At 68.3% G+C, this 19,166-nt stretch carries 19 protein-coding genes and 1 pseudogene; 15 read left to right on the top strand and 5 right to left on the bottom strand.

Annotation, left to right across the window (positions count from 1 at the left end; genetic code table 11):
• The first annotated feature begins 13 nt into the window (after nucleotides 1–13).
• From WD271_02020 to WD271_02000, 5 genes are all read left to right on the top strand, one after another.
• Nucleotides 14–1,480, top strand: a complete 1,467-nt coding sequence (locus WD271_02020) for a fatty acid--CoA ligase family protein (protein MEX1006603.1) — start codon at nucleotides 14–16, stop codon at nucleotides 1,478–1,480.
• 2 nt (nucleotides 1,481–1,482) lie between these two features.
• Nucleotides 1,483–2,115: a hypothetical protein gene (locus WD271_02015; GenBank protein ID MEX1006602.1), complete on the top strand. Its 633-nt coding sequence runs from the start codon at nucleotides 1,483–1,485 to the stop codon at nucleotides 2,113–2,115.
• A 97-nt stretch (nucleotides 2,116–2,212) separates the two neighbouring features.
• The gene (locus tag WD271_02010; protein ID MEX1006601.1) at nucleotides 2,213–3,793 is read left to right on the top strand and encodes a class I adenylate-forming enzyme family protein; all 1,581 of its coding nucleotides are present in this window, start codon (nucleotides 2,213–2,215) and stop codon (nucleotides 3,791–3,793) included.
• Entirely contained in the window at nucleotides 3,783–4,901 is a 1,119-nt protein-coding gene (locus WD271_02005) for an AMP-binding protein (protein ID MEX1006600.1), read from the top strand. Before WD271_02010 ends, WD271_02005 begins: the two co-directional genes overlap by 11 nt.
• Nucleotides 4,902–4,924: 23 nt before the next feature.
• Nucleotides 4,925–6,205 (top strand): cytochrome P450, encoded by a 1,281-nt coding sequence (locus WD271_02000; protein ID MEX1006599.1) that lies wholly within the window; start codon nucleotides 4,925–4,927, stop codon nucleotides 6,203–6,205.
• A gap of 37 nt (nucleotides 6,206–6,242) precedes the next feature.
• Here the strand turns inward: WD271_02000 and WD271_01995 are convergent, their stop codons facing one another.
• Entirely contained in the window at nucleotides 6,243–6,527 is a 285-nt protein-coding gene (locus WD271_01995; GenBank protein MEX1006598.1) for a DUF1330 domain-containing protein, read from the bottom strand.
• Between the two features lie 135 nt (nucleotides 6,528–6,662).
• On the opposite strand from WD271_01995, the pseudogene WD271_01990 reads away from it, so the two are divergent.
• Nucleotides 6,663–6,825 (top strand): annotated as a pseudogene (locus WD271_01990) (5,10-methylene tetrahydromethanopterin reductase).
• A gap of 18 nt (nucleotides 6,826–6,843) precedes the next feature.
• Here the strand turns inward: WD271_01990 and WD271_01985 are convergent.
• From WD271_01985 to WD271_01970, 4 genes are all read right to left on the bottom strand, one after another.
• Nucleotides 6,844–8,088 carry an amidohydrolase family protein gene (locus tag WD271_01985; protein MEX1006597.1) on the bottom strand — a complete coding sequence of 415 codons (1,245 nt, stop codon included), beginning with the start codon at nucleotides 8,086–8,088 and terminating at the stop codon, nucleotides 6,844–6,846.
• A 375-nt stretch (nucleotides 8,089–8,463) separates the two neighbouring features.
• Nucleotides 8,464–8,925 (bottom strand): VOC family protein, encoded by a 462-nt coding sequence (locus WD271_01980; GenBank protein MEX1006596.1) that lies wholly within the window; start codon nucleotides 8,923–8,925, stop codon nucleotides 8,464–8,466.
• Nucleotides 8,922–9,077 carry a hypothetical protein gene (locus tag WD271_01975; GenBank protein ID MEX1006595.1) on the bottom strand — a complete coding sequence of 52 codons (156 nt, stop codon included), beginning with the start codon at nucleotides 9,075–9,077 and terminating at the stop codon, nucleotides 8,922–8,924. Before WD271_01975 ends, WD271_01980 begins: the two co-directional genes overlap by 4 nt.
• 72 nt (nucleotides 9,078–9,149) lie before the next feature.
• Complete coding sequence (locus tag WD271_01970; protein ID MEX1006594.1) at nucleotides 9,150–10,418, bottom strand: amidohydrolase family protein; 1,269 nt, start codon at nucleotides 10,416–10,418, stop codon at nucleotides 9,150–9,152.
• 85 nt (nucleotides 10,419–10,503) lie between these two features.
• On the opposite strand from WD271_01970, the gene WD271_01965 reads away from it, so the two are divergent.
• The 9 genes from WD271_01965 (at nucleotide 10,504) to WD271_01925 (ending at nucleotide 19,137) form a co-directional block, all read left to right on the top strand.
• Nucleotides 10,504–11,274, top strand: coding sequence for a hypothetical protein (locus WD271_01965; GenBank protein MEX1006593.1), 771 nt, complete (start codon nucleotides 10,504–10,506; stop codon nucleotides 11,272–11,274).
• 185 nt (nucleotides 11,275–11,459) lie between these two features.
• Nucleotides 11,460–12,740: an aromatic ring-hydroxylating dioxygenase subunit alpha gene (locus WD271_01960; GenBank protein MEX1006592.1), complete on the top strand. Its 1,281-nt coding sequence runs from the start codon at nucleotides 11,460–11,462 to the stop codon at nucleotides 12,738–12,740.
• A gap of 70 nt (nucleotides 12,741–12,810) precedes the next feature.
• Complete coding sequence (locus tag WD271_01955) at nucleotides 12,811–13,137, top strand: hypothetical protein (GenBank protein MEX1006591.1); 327 nt, start codon at nucleotides 12,811–12,813, stop codon at nucleotides 13,135–13,137.
• A gap of 11 nt (nucleotides 13,138–13,148) precedes the next feature.
• Nucleotides 13,149–13,322, top strand: coding sequence for a hypothetical protein (locus tag WD271_01950; GenBank protein ID MEX1006590.1), 174 nt, complete (start codon nucleotides 13,149–13,151; stop codon nucleotides 13,320–13,322).
• A gap of 1 nt (nucleotide 13,323) precedes the next feature.
• The gene (locus WD271_01945; GenBank protein ID MEX1006589.1) at nucleotides 13,324–14,025 is read left to right on the top strand and encodes a TetR/AcrR family transcriptional regulator; all 702 of its coding nucleotides are present in this window, start codon (nucleotides 13,324–13,326) and stop codon (nucleotides 14,023–14,025) included.
• 127 nt (nucleotides 14,026–14,152) lie between these two features.
• Nucleotides 14,153–15,355: a cytochrome P450 gene (locus WD271_01940; protein ID MEX1006588.1), complete on the top strand. Its 1,203-nt coding sequence runs from the start codon at nucleotides 14,153–14,155 to the stop codon at nucleotides 15,353–15,355.
• Entirely contained in the window at nucleotides 15,355–16,104 is a 750-nt protein-coding gene (locus WD271_01935) for an SDR family NAD(P)-dependent oxidoreductase (GenBank protein MEX1006587.1), read from the top strand. Before WD271_01940 ends, WD271_01935 begins: the two co-directional genes overlap by 1 nt.
• 22 nt (nucleotides 16,105–16,126) lie before the next feature.
• Nucleotides 16,127–16,762 (top strand): helix-turn-helix domain-containing protein, encoded by a 636-nt coding sequence (locus WD271_01930; GenBank protein ID MEX1006586.1) that lies wholly within the window; start codon nucleotides 16,127–16,129, stop codon nucleotides 16,760–16,762.
• Nucleotides 16,763–16,767: 5 nt separating this feature from the next.
• Nucleotides 16,768–19,137 (top strand): xanthine dehydrogenase family protein molybdopterin-binding subunit, encoded by a 2,370-nt coding sequence (locus WD271_01925; protein ID MEX1006585.1) that lies wholly within the window; start codon nucleotides 16,768–16,770, stop codon nucleotides 19,135–19,137.
• The last annotated feature ends 29 nt before the right edge of the window (nucleotides 19,138–19,166 follow it).

The raw sequence follows: 19,166 nt of genomic DNA, 5'->3' as shown, positions 1-19,166 counted from the left end.
CCTCGGCGCGGTCATGGCCCTCGACCCGGCGGCACCGGCCGTCGAGTCGAACGGAAGATGGTGGACCTGGCGCGACCTGGCGACCGCGGCCGATCACGTCGATGGCGCGCTCCACCACGCAGGACTGGGAGCGGGAGCGCCGATCGGGGTCATGCTGCGTAACCGTCCTGGCCCACTCGGCGTCGTGCTCGGTCTGCTGCGCGCCGGGGCATGCGTGGTGACGGTGAATCCGTTGCTGGGGCGAGAGCGGCTGCGCGCCGACGTCGCCGGGCTCGAGTTGCCGATGCTCATCGGCGAGCCGGACGATCTCGCGCTCCTCGACCTCGATGCGCTGCGCCCGTCGACCGCGCTGGTCGCGCTCGGCGACCTCGACGGTGCGTTCGACCTCACGCTCCCGACGGGCCCGCGACGAGCGTTCCGAGCGGCGCGCGGCACCGCCGTTCGCATGCTGACGAGCGGCACGACCGGACCTCCGAAGCGGATCGACCTCGGCTACGAGACCCTCGAACTGGTCATGCGGGGCGCGAAGCACTACGAGCAGTCCGGCGACGCCGACCTGCGGCTGCGCGACGGCGTAGTCATCGTCAGCGCTCCGTTGGTGCACGTCAGCGGGGTCTTCCGCGTCGTGCAGGCGGTGCTCGACGGACGCAGGATCGTGCTCCTCGAGCGCTTCACCGTCGACGCATGGGTCGACGCGGTCCGACGCCATCGGCCGAAGACCGTCAGCCTCGTGCCGACCGCCCTGCGAATGGTGCTCGACGCGAACGTCGATCCCGAGGTGTTCGACAGCGTCCGTTCGGCTGTCTCCGGGACGGCGCCCCTCGATCCGGACGTCGCCGAAGCCTTCACCGAGCGGTACGGGGTCCCGGTCCTGACCTCGTACGGCGCCACGGAGTTCGGTGGTGGGGTCGCCGGGTGGAACCTCGCCGATCGCCGGCGGTACGGAGGCGAGAAGCGAGGGAGCGTGGGTCGCGCGCACGACGGCTGCGAGTTGCGCGTCGTCGACGCAGAGCTCGGTACCGAGCTCCCGCCCGGTGGAGTGGGGTTGCTCGAGGTCCGTGCCGCGCAGCTGGGCACCGACGAATGGGTGCGCACCACCGACCTGGCGCGGCTCGACGCCGACGGCTTCCTCTGGATCGTCGGTCGCGCCGACCAGACCATCCTGCGCGGCGGATACAAGGTGCAGCCCGAGGTCGTGCGCGCCGCGCTCGAACGTGACCCCGCGGTGAAGGAAGCGGCGGTCATCGGTATCAGCGACGTTCGACTCGGGGCGGTGCCGGTCGCGGCCATCGAACGCCTCCCCGGCCGGGAGATCGACGAGGCATCGCTGCTGGCGCACGCGAGCAGTCACCTCGCGCCGTACGAGCTCCCCGTCGCCGTCTCCGTGGTCGACGAGCTCCCGCGGACCACTTCCGGCAAGGTCGACCTTGCTGCGATCCGAGCGTTGTTCGACGGCGTCGTCGCGACGCGCGGGGTGTGATCGTGGAACCGTGGTCGTTCGGCGAGCAGCCCTTGCCCGAGGTCGTCGAGCTGGCCGCGGTGGTGCGGGAACTGACCAGCACCGTGCTCGCGCTCGAGCACGGCTCGCCCGAGCTGGTGGCGCTCATCGGTGTGCTGCGCGACGCGCAGCGACGCCTGGCGGACGCGATGCCGCGCGATCCGTCCCCGAGGATCGGCCACGAGGCGGCCGACGATCAGCGCGTGTACGTCGACCATTCGCGCGACATCGGCGACTACAACCCATGCTTTCCCCGCTACGAGTTCCGAGCGCGCGGTACCGAGGGCCGCGGAACGGTCGAGTTCCCGCTCTGCTACGAAGGGCCTCCTGGAATCGTGCACGGCGGATTCCTCGCGGTCTTCTTCGATTGCGTGCTCCAGCAACTCAACTGCGACCTCGGTCTCGCGGGCAAGACCGCGGAGCTGTCGCTCCGCTTCCGTCGGCCGACTCCGTTGCTCACGCCACTCGCCGTGTACGCCGTGCGATCGATCGAAGGTGACCGGATCCGCTCGCGCGCCGAACTCCAGCTGGACGGCACGGTGTTGTGCGAAGCGCACATGTTGGCTGCCGCCGGCGATCGTGCATCCCTCCCGGCCGTTTCTCCTCGACGTCCATGAGCGAGCGTCCGCGAGCCGGGTACCCCGGCGAGCATCGAGCGGGGCCCGAGCTCGCCCGAGGTGGGGCAGTCGGCGCAGCCGCCGAGAGCGGGGAGGCATGAGCGCCCTGACCACGGTGAGCGGCGTGCTCCGCGATCGCGTGGCCGAGCACGCCGACGTCGAGTACGTCGTCTGCGACGACGAACGGCTGACCTACGCCGGTGCCGAGCGCCGCAGCCGGGTGCTGGCGCGCGGGCTGCTGGCCGCCGGTGCCGGACGCGGAAGCCGGATCGGCCTGTTGTTCCCGACCGGCACCGCATTCGTCACTGCGTGGCTCGCGACCGTCCGTATCGGGGCGATCGCGGTGCCGATCAGTACGTTCTCGACCCCGATCGAGCTGCGGGACCTGCTCGGACGCGCCGCTGTCGACGTCCTGCTCGGTGTGCCGTCGTACCGAGGGAACGACTACGTCGCCGCGCTGAGCGAGGCGGCCTATACCGGACCCGAGGGCTCCGGACCCGGAGCGGTCCGCCCGACCGCAGCACCGTTCCTCCGGCACGTCTGGCTGGAAGCTGGCTTCGAATCGCTGGAGGAGCGAGCCGACACGGTGCCCGACTCGCTGCTCGACGCCGTCGAGGGCGACGTGCGGTCCGACGACCGGATGGCGATCGTCCACACCTCCGGGTCGACGAGCACGCCGAAGGGCGTGATCCACCAGCACGGTCCGCTCCTGAACCACCTTGCGACCCTGAACGGTCTTCGCGGTCTCGACGTCGGCGTGCGGCTGTTCTCCAACTCGCCGATGTTCTGGATCGGAGGGCTCGCCTACAACGTCGTGGGCACACTCGTCGCCGGCGCGACCTTGCTCTGTTCGGCGGCGCCCGATCCCGCCGACACGCTCGACTTCATCGAACGCGAACGGCCCGAGCTGACGAACGGCTTCGTCGCGTCCATCGCGTCCCTCGTCGCGCACCCGAGCTTCGCGACCCGGGACTTCTCGTCGATCCGATCCGGCAACCTCTACCCGCTGTCGCCCGAAGGCGTGCGTCCGGCCGATCCCGAGTTGCGCCACAACATGCTCGGGATGACCGAAACCGGCAGCGTGTGCCTGATGAGCCCCGACGAAGCCGACCAACCCGAGCGACGTCGAGGCTCGTTCGGGTGTCCCGTCCCCGGACTCGATGCGCGCGTTGTCGACCCGGACACCCTCGAGGACGTACCCGACGGCGTTGTCGGCGAGCTGTGGTTCCGGGGGCCGGCTCTGATGGAGGGCTACGACGGAGTGGAGCACTGCGACGTCTTCACGGCCGATGAGTGGTACCGCACCGGCGACCTCTTTACTGTCGACGACGACGGCTTCTATTACTTCAAGGGCCGACGCGGCGACATGATCAAGACCGCGGGCGCCAACGTGTCGCCGCGCGAAGTCGAGTCTGCGTTGCGTGAGGTCACCGGAGGCCTCGACGTTCTCGTGATCGGGATCCCCGATACGGAACGGGGCCAGATCGTCGGTGCGGTCATCATCGCCGAACCGGAGCGCGCAGTCGACCTCGACCGCGTCCGCGACGGTCTGCGCGCCCGGCTCTCCGCGTACAAGGTGCCGAGGCGATTCGTCTGCATCGCTCCCGGCGACCTGCCGATGCTCTCGAGCGGCAAGCCCGACCAGCGCCAGATCGTTGCCCTGTTCGATGAGCCCTGAGACGAGCGGCCGCGAGTCGGGTATCCCGCCGAGCAGCGAGGCGGGGCCCAAGCGGCCCGGCGCGAAGCGCGAAGAGCGAAAAGTTGAGCGCCTCACCGTCCCCGTGCTCGTCCGCCGGTGGGGGCAGGCGCAACCCGACAAGGCCTTCGTCGTCACCGACGACGACACGCTCTCGTACGGGCAGCTCGAACGGGAGACGGCCGCGTCGGCATACCGGTTCGCGACGGCGGGAGTGAGCAAGGGCACCCGTGTCGGCATCCTCATGCCGAACGGCACCGCGTGGCCGGTCGTCGCGATCGGTGCCAGTCGAGCGGGCGCGACCGTCGTACCGTTGAGCACGCTGCTCCGTCCGCCGGAACTCGCCGCGCATCTGCGCGCGGCGGGGGTCGAGCACCTCGTGCTCGTCCCGACGTTCCGCGATCGTGACTACGTCGCCGACCTCGCGTCGATCTCTCCGCGACTCGTTCCCGCCACCGGCCTCTTCGTCGAGGCGCTCCCACGACTGCGGTCGATCACTCTGTGGGACGCGGCGCGTCGCCGACAAGGGGACGAACCGTTCCGCGCAGAGCTCGTGGAGTCGCTGGACGCGGCCGTCCGCCCCGCCGACGACCTGGTGGTGATCTTCACGTCGGGAAGCCGCGGTCAGCCCAAAGGCGTGATCCACACCCACGGTGGTGCGCTCGGCGCGACCGCCGCGGGATTGGACGCTCGACGACTCGGACCCGACGGCCGCCTCTACATCCCGATGCCGTTCTTCTGGGTCGGGGGATTCGGTACCGGCCTCCTCTCGGCCCTGATCGCCGGGGCGACGCTCCTCACCGAGCACCGGCCGCAACAGGAGCGCACGCTTCCGAACTTCCTCGGCATGACCGATGTCGAGGTGCGGGTCGTCGATGTCGAGACCGGGGTCCCGGTCGGCGCGGGCGTCGCGGGTGAGATCCAGCTGCGCGGCCCGAACCTCATGCGCGGCATCTGTGGCCGCACGCGTCGGGAGACCTTCACGGAGGACGGGTTCTACCAGACCGGTGATCTCGGACGCCTCGATGCCGAGGGATACCTCCACCTTGACCTGGACGAGAGCGCGGCCCACCGGGCGGCAGACGGCTGACGCCTGCGAGTACGTTCGCGACTGTGAGCGACTTCGACGCCCTCGATTTCTTCCGCGACGAGTCCTTCGTCGTCGACCCGTACCCGTACTTCGACTACCTCCGGAGCGAGTGCCCGGTACGGCGCGAGCCGCACCACGGTGTCGTGATGGTGACCGGGTACGAGGAGGCGGTCGCGGTGTACAACCACACCGCGACGTTCTCGTCGTGCAACTCGATGAGCGGACCGTTCCCCGGGTTCCCGGTGCCACTCGAGGGCGACGACGTCAGCGCGCTCATCGAGCAGTATCGCGACGAGCTCCCGATGAGCGACCAGCTGCCGGCGTTCGATCCGCCGAAGCACACCGCCCACCGCGCGCTGCTGATGCGGCTGATCACGCCGAAACGGCTCAAGGAGAACGAGGCGTTCATGTGGCGGCTCGCCGATCGTCAGATCGACGAGTTCGTGGGCCAGGGCGAGTGCGAGTTCATCAGGGAGTTCGCCGGGCCCTTTGCGATACTGGTCGTCGCGGACCTGCTCGGTGTGCCCGAAGCCGACCACGACATGTTCCGTGACGCGCTGCAGGGCAGGCCGCGCCGCGGTAGCACCATCGGCAGCACCCGCGATGACACACTCGCGCATAGGCCGTTGGAGTTTCTGTACGAACAGTTCACCGGCTACGTCGAGGACCGGCGACGCGAGCCTCACGAAGACGTGCTCACGGGTCTCGCGACCGCGACGTTCCCCGATGGGTCGTTGCCAGAGGTCATCGACGTCGTCCGCATCGCCGCCAACCTGTTCGCGGCGGGACAGGAGACCACCGTTCGTCTCCTGGGATCCGCGCTCAAGCTGATCGGCGAGCAGCCGGACCTCCAGCAATTGCTCCGCGACGAACGCGACCGCATCCCCAACTTCGTCGAGGAGACCCTGCGGATCGAGAGTCCGATCAAGGGCGACTTCCGACTGTCACGCGTCCCGGCCACGATCGCCGGCGTCGACATGGCAGCCGGGACCACCGTGATGGTGCTCAATGGAGCTGCGAACCGCGACCCTCGCCGGTTCGAGCAACCCGCCGAGTTCCGCGTCGACCGCGGGAACGCTCGGCAGCACGTGGCCTTCGGTCACGGCCCTCACTCGTGCCCGGGCGCGCCGCTCGCGCGCGCCGAGGCCCGCGTCAGCCTCGAGCGACTGCTCGATCGCATGGCGGATATCGAGATCTCCGAGACGAAGCATGGCGCCGCGGGCGCGCGTCGTTACCAGTACGCGCCGACCTACATTCTCCGCGGCCTGCAGAAGTTGTACTTGGAGTTCACCCCCGTCCGGTGAGCGGCGCGTCCAACCCGACGTCGGTCATCCGACCCGGTCAGAAACCCGACACGATCACCACGTTGGCGTCGGCCGCGGCCTGTCGAAGCGGTACGGCCGCGCTGTACTCCGCCGACTCGTACCACTTCCGAGCCGCGTCGACCGATTCGAACTCGAGGATGACGGTCTGGTTGCCGTGCCACTCGCCCTCGAGGACCTCGGGCGCCTGGTCGACGGCGAGCACGGAGACGCCCGCCAACGCGGGTCGTGCGGCCTGACCGTACGCCTTCATACCCTCGGGGTCCCTGATGGCCTCGGTAAAGATCACGTACCCCTTCGGCATCCGCTTCTCCTCATCTCTCGGGGCCAACACCGGCCGCAGCGGGGAACGTAGCGGAGGAACTTCCGCCCCGTCGTCACGGACTGGAAGACTCGCCGATCGTGGCTGACATCGAATTGTCCTGTGGGCTGCCCCCCGGTCGACGCCATGCCGGGCGGGCCGGCCTGGCGAGCGGAGCTCGAAGCACTCGCACCCGAGGACGAACGCCACCTGCTCGCGTTCGAGGGTCACGTACACCCCGACCGGGCCCGATGTCGCGCGCGAACTCCGAGCGTTCGCCGGAGCCCACCGCTCGCGGTGAACCGGCGCGGGGCTTTCGTCAGGCGTAGTGGCCGATCCGCATGGCCTTCTCGAGGGAACCACCCATGATGAGAGCCTGCTGGTCGAACGGAAGGTCGGCGACGATCGTCGAATAGGCGAGCGGATCGCCCATGCCCTCGGGGTGCGGGAAGTCCGAGCCGAACATGATGTGGTCGACCGGGATGCCGAGGTCGATCAGCCCTTTGGGGTCGGGCTCGTGGAAGGCGTGGACCCAGACGTTCCGGTCGAACACCTCGACGGGGTTCTCGTCGAAGAGCACCGCGCGCTCGTCGTAGTTCCGCTGCAGCTTCTCGTAGAAGGGCCGGATCCAGCGGCTGGAGTACTCGACCGGCAGGAGCCGGAGCTCGGGGAACCGGGTGGCCATGCCGTGGCCGATGATCGACGCCATGGCGTCGACGAGGTTGTCCTTCTCCGACGACAGCGCGAGGAAGGCGGGGGTCGCCCGACGAGCATGGCGCGAGATGCTCATCTCGCGGTTGCCGAGCCCTTCCCATTCGTTCGTGTACCGCGTGTAGCCGGAGTCGCCGGAATGCATGCCGACGGCGAGACCGAGCTCCTGGACCCGCTGCCAGAACGGGTCGAACTCAGGGAGCGCGAACGACTTGCGGCCCTTCCACGTAGGTACGGGCGCTACCCGGATGAGGAAGATCTTGGCACCGCGCTCGTAGATGTACTCGAGCTCCTCGAGGGCCCGGTCGAGCACCGCGAGGGAGATGATCGGGGTGGCGTAGATGGCGTCGGAGTACACGTAGCTCCAGTGCTCGTGCATCCACTCGTTGAGGGCATGGATCACCGCGCACACGGCGTCGGGATCGTCGGCCATCCGCTCCTCGAGCGCACTCGCCAGCGTCGGCCACAGGAGCGTGCGATCGATACCCATCTCCTTCATGAGCTCGAGCCGAGGCTCGGGGTCGAAGAAGGCGTCGACGCTCGGCATGGCCACCATCTTCCCGAAGCCGGTGGCGACGTTGTCGAGCCCCTGACCGCCCTTGGTGACGTCGAGACCGGCTCCGCCGGGCACGGCCACCTTGGCGAAGGTGGGGTTCGGGATGTAGTCGGAGACCTTGTCCTGGATCGCCAACTTCGTCCGGCCGTCCACCTCGACGTACTTGATGACGCCCTCGTATTCCCGGGGCACGAACTTCGTGAGCGCGTCGCGGTTCTCGTACAAGTGGTTGTCGGCGTCGAACGTCGTGTACGGGAGCTCCCGGTGCGTGATCTGGATGTACTCGGACTCCGTCATGTGAGGCTCCTCTTCCTGTCGGTGGGCGCGCGATCAGCCCTGGTGGACGCTCGACCCGAAACCTTCGTCCTTCCATCATGCCGCAGGCGAAGTGGCCCCCGGTAGCGCAGCAGCCCATCGAATCGGCACTGGGACCGTCGCCGTTCGAGTTCACGCGTCGCCGGCGTGCCACGAGGAGATCGTGTCGGGGCTGAAGTACCCATGCCCGTGGTGGTTCGCTGGTTGCCGTAGATCAACTCACCGCGCAGCACGTACGTGAGTTGATGGCTCCTGCTGGCGCTGTTCGAAGAGTCGATCCGTTCCGCCGCGACCTGAGAGCGTTCAGGCCCGGGCGTCGCCGAGCTGTTGTTGCGCTTGGCGGCCGTGTGACGGGCGCTACGCGTCGGGCGCGCGGAACATGAACTGCTCCATCGTGGTTCGCAGCTCTGCGTTCACGAATTCCACGCGAACGCCGAGCGGATCGCGGTGGTACGTGAAGGTGGAGGGCGGCGCGTTGGCGTGACCGTCGAGGAGCTCGAGTGGACATGCCGCCGCGCTCAGACCAGCTGAGGCGGCGGCGAGCGCGTCGGAGAAGAAGCCGATGTGGTGCAGGTTGGAGTGCTCGTTGCACACCCACGGCGTACCTGGCACCTCCTGGATGAACTCGAGGTACGGCGGCCGCGTGGAGTAGCAGATGCGGTTCGGCACGACGAGGTCGTTCCCCTCGCCGTCGCGGACGGCGATGTCTCCCTCGATGATCGGACCCCACTGGATCGAGAGCAGTTCCGTGAAGCGCGCGCATCCGGCGTCGAGATCGGGCACGACGATGCCGACGTGGAACATCTCACTGAGGCTCATTCCACTGCCCCTTCGAGTGCGCAGAGCTCTCCGTCTCCGCCTCCGTCACGCGTGGAGACGTCCGCCGTGCCGTCCAGCGCGGCGAGGGTGGTGCGGGCAAGTTCCACGAGCGCGATCACGACGTGCTCGAGCAGGCGGCCGAGCGCTACCACGGCCCCATCGAACGGTTCGCGGAGCAGATCGTGGCGAGGTGCGTGTGAACGCCACGTCGTGAGGTCAGCGGGTCAGAAGACGCCGATCCCGGCGGCCTCGTTGCGCTTGCGCCACTCCTCACGCGGCATCCGGGTGGTGTCGACGTCCGTGGCCAGTCCGCGGAGCGCCCCGACCGTCGCCCGCTCCTTGGGCGTGTGGGCGAACGGGTCCCAACCGAAGAACCGGGTGGCGTTCTCCCACGTGATCTTGTGGATCTCCTCGTCGCTGACGCTGGCGTCCTGGAACTCCTTCCAGGCGAACTCCGGCGACTCGGGCCACGTGGTGTCGGTGTGCGGGTAGTCGCACTCCCAGGCGATCACATCGATGCCGATCTCGTGGCGCAGCTTGAGGCCGGACGGATCGGTGATGTAGCACGCCAGGATGTGCTCCCGGAAGACGTCGGACGGCAGCTTGCCCTCGCCGAAGGTGTTGCCGATCCAGGGTTGGTTCTGGAAGTGGCGGTCGACGCGGTCGAGGTAGAACGGGATCCACCCGATGCCGCCCTCCGACAGGGCCACCCGCAGGTCTGGGAATCGGCGGAGCGTCGGTCCGAAGAGCAGGTCCTGGGCCGTGAGCATGGTGACCTGCGAGGGGATCACGATCCTGTGGTCGACGGGCGCCTCGGGCGCGAGCTTGACGATGTCCCACGCGCCGCCGATGTGCAGGCAGAGCACCATGTTCTCGTCGACGAGCGCCTGGAGCATCGGATCCCAGTGTCCGGACAGGAAGCTCGGCCACCCTTGCGAGTGCGGGGCCTCGAGGAAACTGATCGCCCTGCAGCCCTTGCTCGAGATCCGCTTGACCTCCTGGACGGCCAGGTCGATGTCCCACATCGGGACGATGCCGAGGGGGATGAACCGGCCCGGATAGGCGGCGCACCACTCGTCGATGTGCCAGTCGTTGTACGCCTGGAGCATGACGAGCGACAGCTCTTTGTCATCCGCCTCGGTGAAGGTGCGCGCGTTGAAGCCGGCCATGGTCGGGAAGCACATCGATGTCAGGACGCCGTTGGCATTCATGTCGCGCACGCGCTCGTGGACGTCGAAGCAGCCGGGGCGCAATTCGGAGAAGGCGCCGGGGTTGAAGCCCCACTCTGCCCGCGGCCACCCCACGGTCGCCGCCATGCCGAACGGCGTCGAAGTCTTGTGGCCCTGGAACACCCACTCGTCGACGCCGTCCTCGTTCCGGACCACCTTGGGGACCTGATCGAGCCACTTGGCCGGCACATGGTTCTTGTACATGTCCGGCGGCTCGATCATGTGGTCGTCGATGCTGACCAAGATCATGTCGTCCGCACGCATCGGCACTCCTTTTCGTGCTCGCGCTCGAGCTTCCTCGGCAGGGTAATCGAGTGTGCGTCGACGGTCACGATGCCGATGGTTCTCCTTGTCCGGTCGGTTCCTGGTCGAGGTGTCAGCCCATTCCGACGAGTTGGTCGATGTGTTCCCAGACTCGTCGTTCGGCGGACATCGGGTCGTCCTCCAGCCTCGGCTCGCCGCGCACGGCTGCGACATGGGCGCGCTCCTCACGTCGCAACTCGCGCACAAGCATGCCGAGCGACTCGTCGGCATCCACACCGTCATCGCGATTCCGCCGATGGTGTTCTCGGTCGAGCGACCCTGGGCCGACCTCATGGGGCGCGGGCTGGACGAGCTCGACGCGCGAGCTCGTGCGGAGGCGCTGGCGTCCGAGCGTCGGTTCGCCGCGCACATCGGTGTGCAGTGCCTGTCACCACGGACGCTCGCCCACGCGTTCCATGACTCGCCGGCGGGTCTTGCGTCATGGCTGGTCGAGCCGCGCTATCGGTGGAGCGATTGCGACGGGGACATCGAGGCATGCTTCTCGCTCGACGACTTGATCACCACAGTGATGCTGTACTGGGTGACGGGGAGCTTCCCGGCCGCGGTGTGCTTCTACTCGAACGCGTGGCGCTACCAGTGGCAGCCATCACACGACCGCCAACCGATGATGGAAGCGCCAACCGGGCTCACCTGGTTCGGTCCGGATCTCGGATCAGGCGCCGCACCCGCTGCGGCCGTGCTCTACAACGTCGTGTACACCGGCACACACGAACACGGCGGGCACTTCGCGCCTGTCGAACAGCCCGCTGCAGTCATTGCCGACATCCGCGCCACGTTCCGCGATCTGCGTAGGTGACGCCCTCGGCACGGCGTGTCCGGTCTCGCGTGTCCGAGCGCGAACGACAACGGAACGTAGGGTTCCGCTCGCCGAGCTGTCAAGGTGTGCCCGTTGTGGCATGGCTTGACGAAAGTAGAGGGGGCTTCTCTTTTTGGTAGATTCGTGATAGACGTGCGGTGGTCGCCGCGAACGGAGGAGCGCTGATGCCGCATTTCGCGAAGCCCGCCGAGGGATCCTGGACCGAGCACTACCCGCAGCTCGGGACCGGGCCCGTGTCGTACGAGGACTCGATCTCGCCGGAGCACTACGAGCTCGAACGGAGGGCGATCTTCGCCCGGACGTGGCTCAACGTCGGTCGCGTGGAGCAGCTCCCGCGGGTCGGCAGCTACTTCACGAAGGAGATCGACGCGGCCCGGACGTCGATCGTCGTGGTGCGTTCGGCCGACGACCAGGTGCGCGCCTATTACAACATGTGTCGCCACCGCGGGAACAAGCTCGTATGGCAGGACTACCCCGGCGAAGAGACGAACGGCACGTGCCGGCAGTTCACCTGCAAGTACCACGGCTGGCGCTACTCACTCGAGGGTGACCTGACCTTCGTCCAGCAGGAGTCGGAGTTCTTCGACCTCGACAAGGACGACTACGGCCTCGCGCCGGTGCGGGTCGAGACGTGGGAAGGGTTCATCTTCGTGAACCTCGACGCGACCGACACCACTCCGCTGCGGGAGTACCTCGGCGAGCTCGGCCGGGGCCTCGAGGGCTACCCCTTCGACAAGATGACGCAGGTCTACAAGTACCGCGCCGAAGTCGGCAGCAACTGGAAGCTGTTCATCGACGCCTTCACCGAGTTCTACCACGCGCCCGTGTTGCACGCGAAGCAGGCGGTCTCCGCGGAATCGCAGAAGCTCCAGGGCTTCGGCTACGAGGCGCTCGCCTACAAGATCGACGGACCGCACGGGATGGTGTCGTCGTGGGGCGGCATGTCGCCGCCGAAGGATCTCGACATGGTCAAGCCCATCGAGCGGGTGCTCCACAGCGGGCTCTTCGGTCCGTGGGAGCGCGCCATCGAGATCGACCTGCCACCCGCCGTCAACCCGGCGCGTCACCGCGCCTGGGGCATCGACTCCTTCCTGTTCTTCCCCAACTTCATGGTGCTCATCTGGGCGCCGAACTGGTACCTCACGTATCACTACTGGCCGACGTCGTACAACACGCACATCTTCGAGGGCACGTGCTACTTCGTCCCCCCGAGGAACGCTCGTGAGCGCCTGCAGCAGGAACTCGCGGCGGTGACGTTCAAGGAGTACTCGCTCCAGGACGGCAACACGCTCGAAGCGACGCAGTCGATGCTCGAGTCGCGGGCGGTGAACGAGTTCCCCTTGGGCGACCAGGAGATCATGCTGCGCCTCCTGCACCACACCGCGCGGGAGTACGTGGCCGACTACCAGCGGGGTGCGCCCACGCCGGTCGCCATCCGGTCCTGAACAGAGCGAACGTCTACGAGCCGGGTATGCCGGGTTGTAGTGAGCGACCCATCAAGTAGGAGAAGTGCAAATGTCCACGCTCGCCGCGGATTTCGCCGATCTCGAACCGTTCTCCGAGTGGTGCCTCGAGTTCGAACGTGAGCGTTACGCCAAGAGGCTCTCGAGCACGATGCCGGAGTTGCAGGCGTTCTACGACGCCGCGTTCCCGCGCCTCGAAGCGGCGATGGAATACCTCGACCAGTACCAGCTCGACGCGTTGCCCGACGACGCCAAGCACCTGCTGTGGCTGTGCTACTCGCTGGTGAACGTGTCGTTCCCGGCCGAGGTCTGGCGGCAGCCGTATGTGCCCGACAGCGGCGCGGCAAGAATCAACGTCATCGTCGAACCCGCGGTCTGACTCGCCGCGCCATGGAAGAGCCAGAGCAGGAAGAGCCGGAGCAGCGACGCGCCGCGCGTGTCATGACGGCGGCGATCGGGTGGATGGAGGAGTTCGTGCTCCACGCGAGCAGCACGGCGCGGCAAGGAGACCGACGGTGGGAACCGTTCGAGATCCAACTCGACGACGACCTCGCGAAGCTATGACATGAGCATCGAAGAAGCAGCGGCCGAAGTGCCGCCGACGCCGCGCACCCGCCGCGAGCTCGCCGTGGCACAGGCACTCGACCAAGCACGGTCGCGGGCCGAGAACCGAGTGGAACAGTTCCTCGACGCGGCGCGCGAAGTGATGTACAGCAACGATGGCGAGTTCACCGTCCAAGAGGTGGTCGAGCGCTCGGGCCAGTCGCTGCGAACCTTCTACCACTACTTCGCAGGCAAGCACGAGCTCCTGCTGGCGCTGTTCGAAGAGTCGATCCGTTCCGCCGTGACGCATCTGCAGGAGGTGATCGCCGAAGCGGGCGAACCCCTCGAGCGCCTCCACCGCTGCGTCGTCGAGTACTACGGGATGTGTCGTCCGGCACCCAAGGCGCAACCGCCGAAGGGGCCGACTCCCGCAATGGTGGACTTCGCGCAGCAACTGTTGACCTCTCACCCCAAGGAAGCCTCCGGAGCTTTCGTACCGCTCGTCGCGTTGGTCGAGGAGCTGCTCGATCACGCGGAGGCTGCGGGCGACATCCGCCGCGACCTCGACCGCCGCCGGATCGCGGGCGTGATGCTCCAGGCGACCATGTTCAACGCGTTTGCGACCACGATCAGCGGATCGCCGCCCCTGCCCGACGGTCGCGACGCCGCGGAGGTGCACTGGGGCCTCCTGCTCCGCGGCATCGCAACGGACGCAGTGGCCTGAGGAGCGGGTGGCGGGAACCTGAACCACCCAGGGTCCTGCCGTTGATCGCGCCCGGGTATTCGTGTCACACTCGTCTGCTGCCAATTTCGCGGGCAATGGCGACGAGCATTCGAGAAGGGGACGGCTCGTGACGGCGACCGAGACGAGGGACGTCTACTACGACCCCTACGACGTCGACATCGACGCCGATCCGTACCCGGTGTTCCGGCGGCTGCGGGAGGAAGCGCCGCTGTACTACAACGCGCCGTACGACTTCTTCGCGGTGAGTCGCTTCGAGGACGTGGAGCGCGGTCTCGTCGACGCGACGACCTACATCTCCGGACGCGGCGGCATCCTCGAACTGATCAAGGCGAACATCGAGATGCCACCCGGCATCCTGATCTTCGAGGACCCGCCGACGCACACGATTCATCGCGGTCTGTTGTCACGCGTGTTCACGCCGAAGCAGATGAACGCCCTGGAGCCGCGGATCCGGCAGTTCTGCGTCGACAGTTTGGATCGGCTCGAAGGCGCGGACCGGTTCGACTTCGTCGCCGACCTCGGCGCGCAGATGCCCATGCGGGTGATCGGCATGCTGCTCGGGATCCCGGAGGAGGATCAGGAGTCGATCCGCGATTACTCGGACGCGTCGTTGCGCACCGAGCCGGGCAAACCCCAGCGCTTCTCCGCCGGTTTCGCCAGCGGTGACGTGTTCGAGGAGTACATCGACTGGCGAGCCGATCACCCGTCCGACGACCTCATGACCCAGTTGCTGCACGCCGAATTCGAGGACGAGACCGGGACCACGCGCCGGCTGACGCGCGCCGAGCTCCTCACCTACTTGAATGTGATCGCCGGTGCCGGCAACGAGACCACCACGCGTCTCATCGGTTGGACGGGAAAGATCCTTGCGGACCACCCGGACCAGCGTCGCGAGCTCGTCGAGGATCTCTCGCTCGTCCCCAACGCGATCGAGGAGATCCTCCGCTTCGAGCCCCCCGCGCCACACGTGGGCCGATACGTCGCGCGCGACGTCGAGCTTCACGCGCAGACGGTGCCCGAAGGCAGCGCCATGCTGTTCCTCGTCGGGTCCGCCAACCGCGACGACCGGCGCTATCCCGACGGTGACCGTTTCGACATCCACCGGACGATCGGGCAGCAGCTCACGTTCGGCTACGGCATCCACTTCTGCCTCGGCGCCGCGCTCGCCCGGCTCGAGGGACGGGTGGCGCTCGAAGAGGTCCTGAAGCGGTTCCCGGAATGGGAGGTCGACCTCGCTCACGCTCGCCTTGCTCCGACCTCCACGGTCCGGGGCTGGGAAACTCTGCCCGTGTTCACAGGAGGCACATGATGGGACTGCTCGACGGCAAGGTCGCGGTGATCACCGGCGCGGGATCGGGAATGGCCAAGGCGTCGACGAAACTGTTCGTCGCCGAGGGTGCGAAGGTCGTGGCCGCCGACATCAGCGGCGCGGAGAAGGACACCGCCGCCGAGGTCGGTGAAGGCGTGTTGCCCGTGCACTGCGACGTGACGAAGGAAGCCGACGTCGCCGCGCTGTTCGACGCTGCGGTCGCGGAGTTCGGCCGGGTCGACGCCGTGTTGAACGTGGCCGGCATCGGCGTGGCGACGCCGATCACCAAGCTCACCATGGACGACTACGACTCGGTGCTCGACGTCGACCTCCGCGGTGTCCTCCTCGGGATGAAGTACGGCATCCCGGCCATGATCGCCGCGGGCGGCGGATCGATCGTCAACTGGTCGTCGGTCGGTGGGTTGAACGCGTCGCCGGGCCGGATGCCGACGTCGGTGTACAACGCGGCCAAGGCCGGGGTCATCTCGGTGACCAAGTCGGCGTCGGCGGAGTACGGACACAAGGGGATCCGGGCCAACGCCGTCTGCCCCGGGTTCATCGAGACCGAGATCATGGGTGCGTCGGGGGGCGCGCAATTCCCCGAGATGTACGAGAAGGCATCGCTCGGACGGGCCGGGCGACCCGAGGAGGTGGCCGAGGTCGCCGCGTTCCTGTGCTCCGACCGCGCCTCGTTCGTCACCGGTGCGATCATCCCGGTCGACGGCGGCTGGTCCGCCCGGCTTCCCTGACGCGCGTCGTCGGTCATTGCCGATGGCAGACGCGCGGGCCGAGGCCACTCGCGAACGGCGGCGCTACGACAGCCCGTTGCGCCGCCAGCGCGCGGCCGAGACGCGTGAGCGTATCGTCGGCGCGGGGGCCGAGCTCCTCCACGGCTTTCCCATCTGGAACTGGCGCGCACTGACGGCCCCGGCCGTCGCCGAGCGCGCCGCGGTGAGCGAGCGGACGGTCTACCGGTACTTCCCCAGCGAGCGGGAGCTGCGCGACGCGGTCCTCGCGCGGTTGGAGGAGGAGTCCGGCGTCGACCTCGAGGACCTCACCCTCGGGCGTCTCCGCGACGTCGCCGCGCAGATCCTGCAGTACGCGTCCGCGTTCCCGCTCGCGCCACGCGCACCGCGCGACCCGACCGTCGCCGCCGCGAACGAGCGCCAGCGCGCCGCGCTCCTCGCCGCGGTCGGCCCGGACACGGAGGACTGGCCCGAGGTCGACCGCGCGATCGCGGCGGCCATGTTCGACGTGCTGTGGAGCGTCGTGTCGTTCGAGCGGCTCGCGATGGACTGGGAGCTCGACGCCGCCGACGCGATCACCGGCATCACCTGGGTCATCGGGCTGGTCGAGGACGCCATCCGGCTCGGCCGTCGTCCGACCGACGGATCGGACTGGCCGTGACCGACATGTCGCCGACGGGCGTGTCGCCGACCGGCGCGGCTCGCTACGTCGGGACGCGCATCAACCGGGTCGAGGATGCCCGGCTGCTCACCGGTCGTGGTACCTACGTCGACGACATCGCGCTTCCCGGGATGCTGCACGCCTGCTTCGTGCGCAGTCCCTTCGCGCGGGCCGCGATCCGCGGTATCGACACGTCGGCGGCGCGGGCGCTGCCCGGGGTGCATGCCGTGTTCACCGCCGCCGACCTCAACCCCGACGCCAGGGAGCAGTGGCACACCTCGGTCGGGCCGGCGAGTCCCGAGACGCCCCGCCCACCGCTGGCCGAGGACGAGGCGCGCTTCGTCGGTGACCCGGTCGCGCTGGTGGTGGCCGAGAGCCTCTACCTCGCCGAGGACGCGGCCGAGTTGGTCGACGTCGACTACGAGCCGCGGCCGGCCGTCGTCGACTACACCCATGCCGAGGGCGCCGACGCACTCGTGCACCACAGCCATGGCTCGAACGTCATCGGCGAGATGGCCGGGCGTCCGGCTTCCACCCTCGACGACGTGTTCGCCTCCGCCGCGCACGTGGTGAGCGAGACGATCTTCCAGCAGGCCTACGCGCCCGTACCGATGGAAGGGCGCGGCCTCGTCGTGGACTGCTCCGGCGCCACCGGTGACCTCACGATCTACTCGGCCACGCAGTCACCGCACGAGGTGCGCCTGTTCTGCTCGCGTCTGTTGGGCATTCCCGAGCACCGCATCCGCGTGGTGATGCGCGACACCGGTGGCGGTTTCGGTCAGAAGATCATGGTGCAGCGCGACGAGATGTGCGTGATGCTGGCCGCGCCGAAGGTCGGTGCGCCGGTGAAGTGGGTGGAGGACCGGCGCGAGAACCTCCTCGCCGCCGGGCAGTCCCGCCACGAGCACGCCGACGTCCGGATGGCCTTCGACGCGGAGGGAGCGATCCAGGCGGCCGGGATCGACTTCGTGTCCGACTGTGGTGCCTACCCGACGCCGTGGCCGGTGAGCACTGCCGCGGTGGTTGGTGTGTTGTTCCCCGGCCCGTACCGCGTTCCGCGTGCGAGCTTCAGCGCGAAGACGATCTACACGAACACCGTCGGCCGCGCGGCCTACCGGGGTCCGTGGCAGTTCGAATCACTTGCCCGCGAGGTGCTGCTCGACATCGCCGCCCGGCAGATGGGCATGGATCCCGTCGAGCTGCGTCGGCGGAACCTCCTCCACCAGGACGAGCTCCCGTACACGAACCCCAATGGCATGGCCTACGACAGCGTCTCGCCGCTCGAGACGTTCGAGCACGCGCTCACCATGCTCGACTACGAGGCGTTCCGCGCGGAGCAGGTCGAGGCCCGCACGCGCGGCCGCTACCTCGGCGTGGGCCTCTCGAACTACGTCGAGCCGTCGACGCCGGGCTTCGGCTACTACGCGACCGAGGCGGCGACGATCCGCATCGAGCCCTCGGGCAACGTCAACGTCTACGTCGCGGGCGGCTCGACCGGGAACAGCATCGAGACGACCGTCGTCCAGCTCACCGCCGACGCGCTCGGCGTCGACATCGACGATGTCGCGACGATTCAGGGCGACACCGCCGTAACCGGCTTCGGGGCCGGAGCGGCCGGCAGCCGCAGTGGTTCGATGACGGCCGGTGCCGTGCGCGAGACGGCGTCGCTCCTGCGCGATCGCATCGTTGCCATCGCAGCGCACAAGCTCGAGGCGGCGGCCGAGGACATCGAGCTGGCGAACAGCCGGGCGAGTGTGCGGGGCTCACCGTCGGTCGGCATCTCGTTGGCCGAGATCGCGGCGCTCGCGTACTTCGACGCGTACTCGTTGCCGCCCGGCGTGCCTGCTGGGCTGGAGGCGAGTGCGCGGTACACGACACACCGCGGATCGATCTGGGTGAACGCCACGCACGTGTGCACCTGTGAGGTCGACGTGGTCACCGGTCAGGTGACGCTCCTGCGGTACATCGTGAGCGAGGACTGCGGGCCGATGATCAACCCGAGCGTCGTCGAGGGCCAGATCGCCGGCGGGACCGTGCAGGGCATCGGCGGCGTCCTCTACGAGCACTTGGCCTACGACGAGCAGGGCAACCCCGTCGCGACGACGTTCATGGACTACCTGCTACCCACCGCCGCCGAGGTGCCGGTCATCGAGTACGGGCACATCGAGACGCCGAGCCCGGGCCCCGGCGGGTTCAAGGGCGTGGGCGAAGGTGGCGCGATCGGCGCACCGCCCGCCGTCGTCAACGCGGTGGCAGATGCGCTCTCGCCGTTCGGCGTGTCGGTGACCCGGCTTCCGTTGAGCCCGTCCCGGATCGTCGCACTCCTCGACGGGCGAGTGGCCGGCGCGCCCAGAGAGCCAAGATACGATCCGTGAGCGAGGGTGAAGCGGCGCAGGTACCCTGC

The sequence above is a fragment of the Acidimicrobiia bacterium genome (genome assembly GCA_040880805.1).
GTDB lineage: Bacteria > Actinomycetota > Acidimicrobiia > IMCC26256 > DASPTH01 > DASPTH01.
The sequence above is the reverse complement of the archived record's forward strand: the minus strand, read 5'-3'. Positions and strand labels throughout refer to the sequence as shown.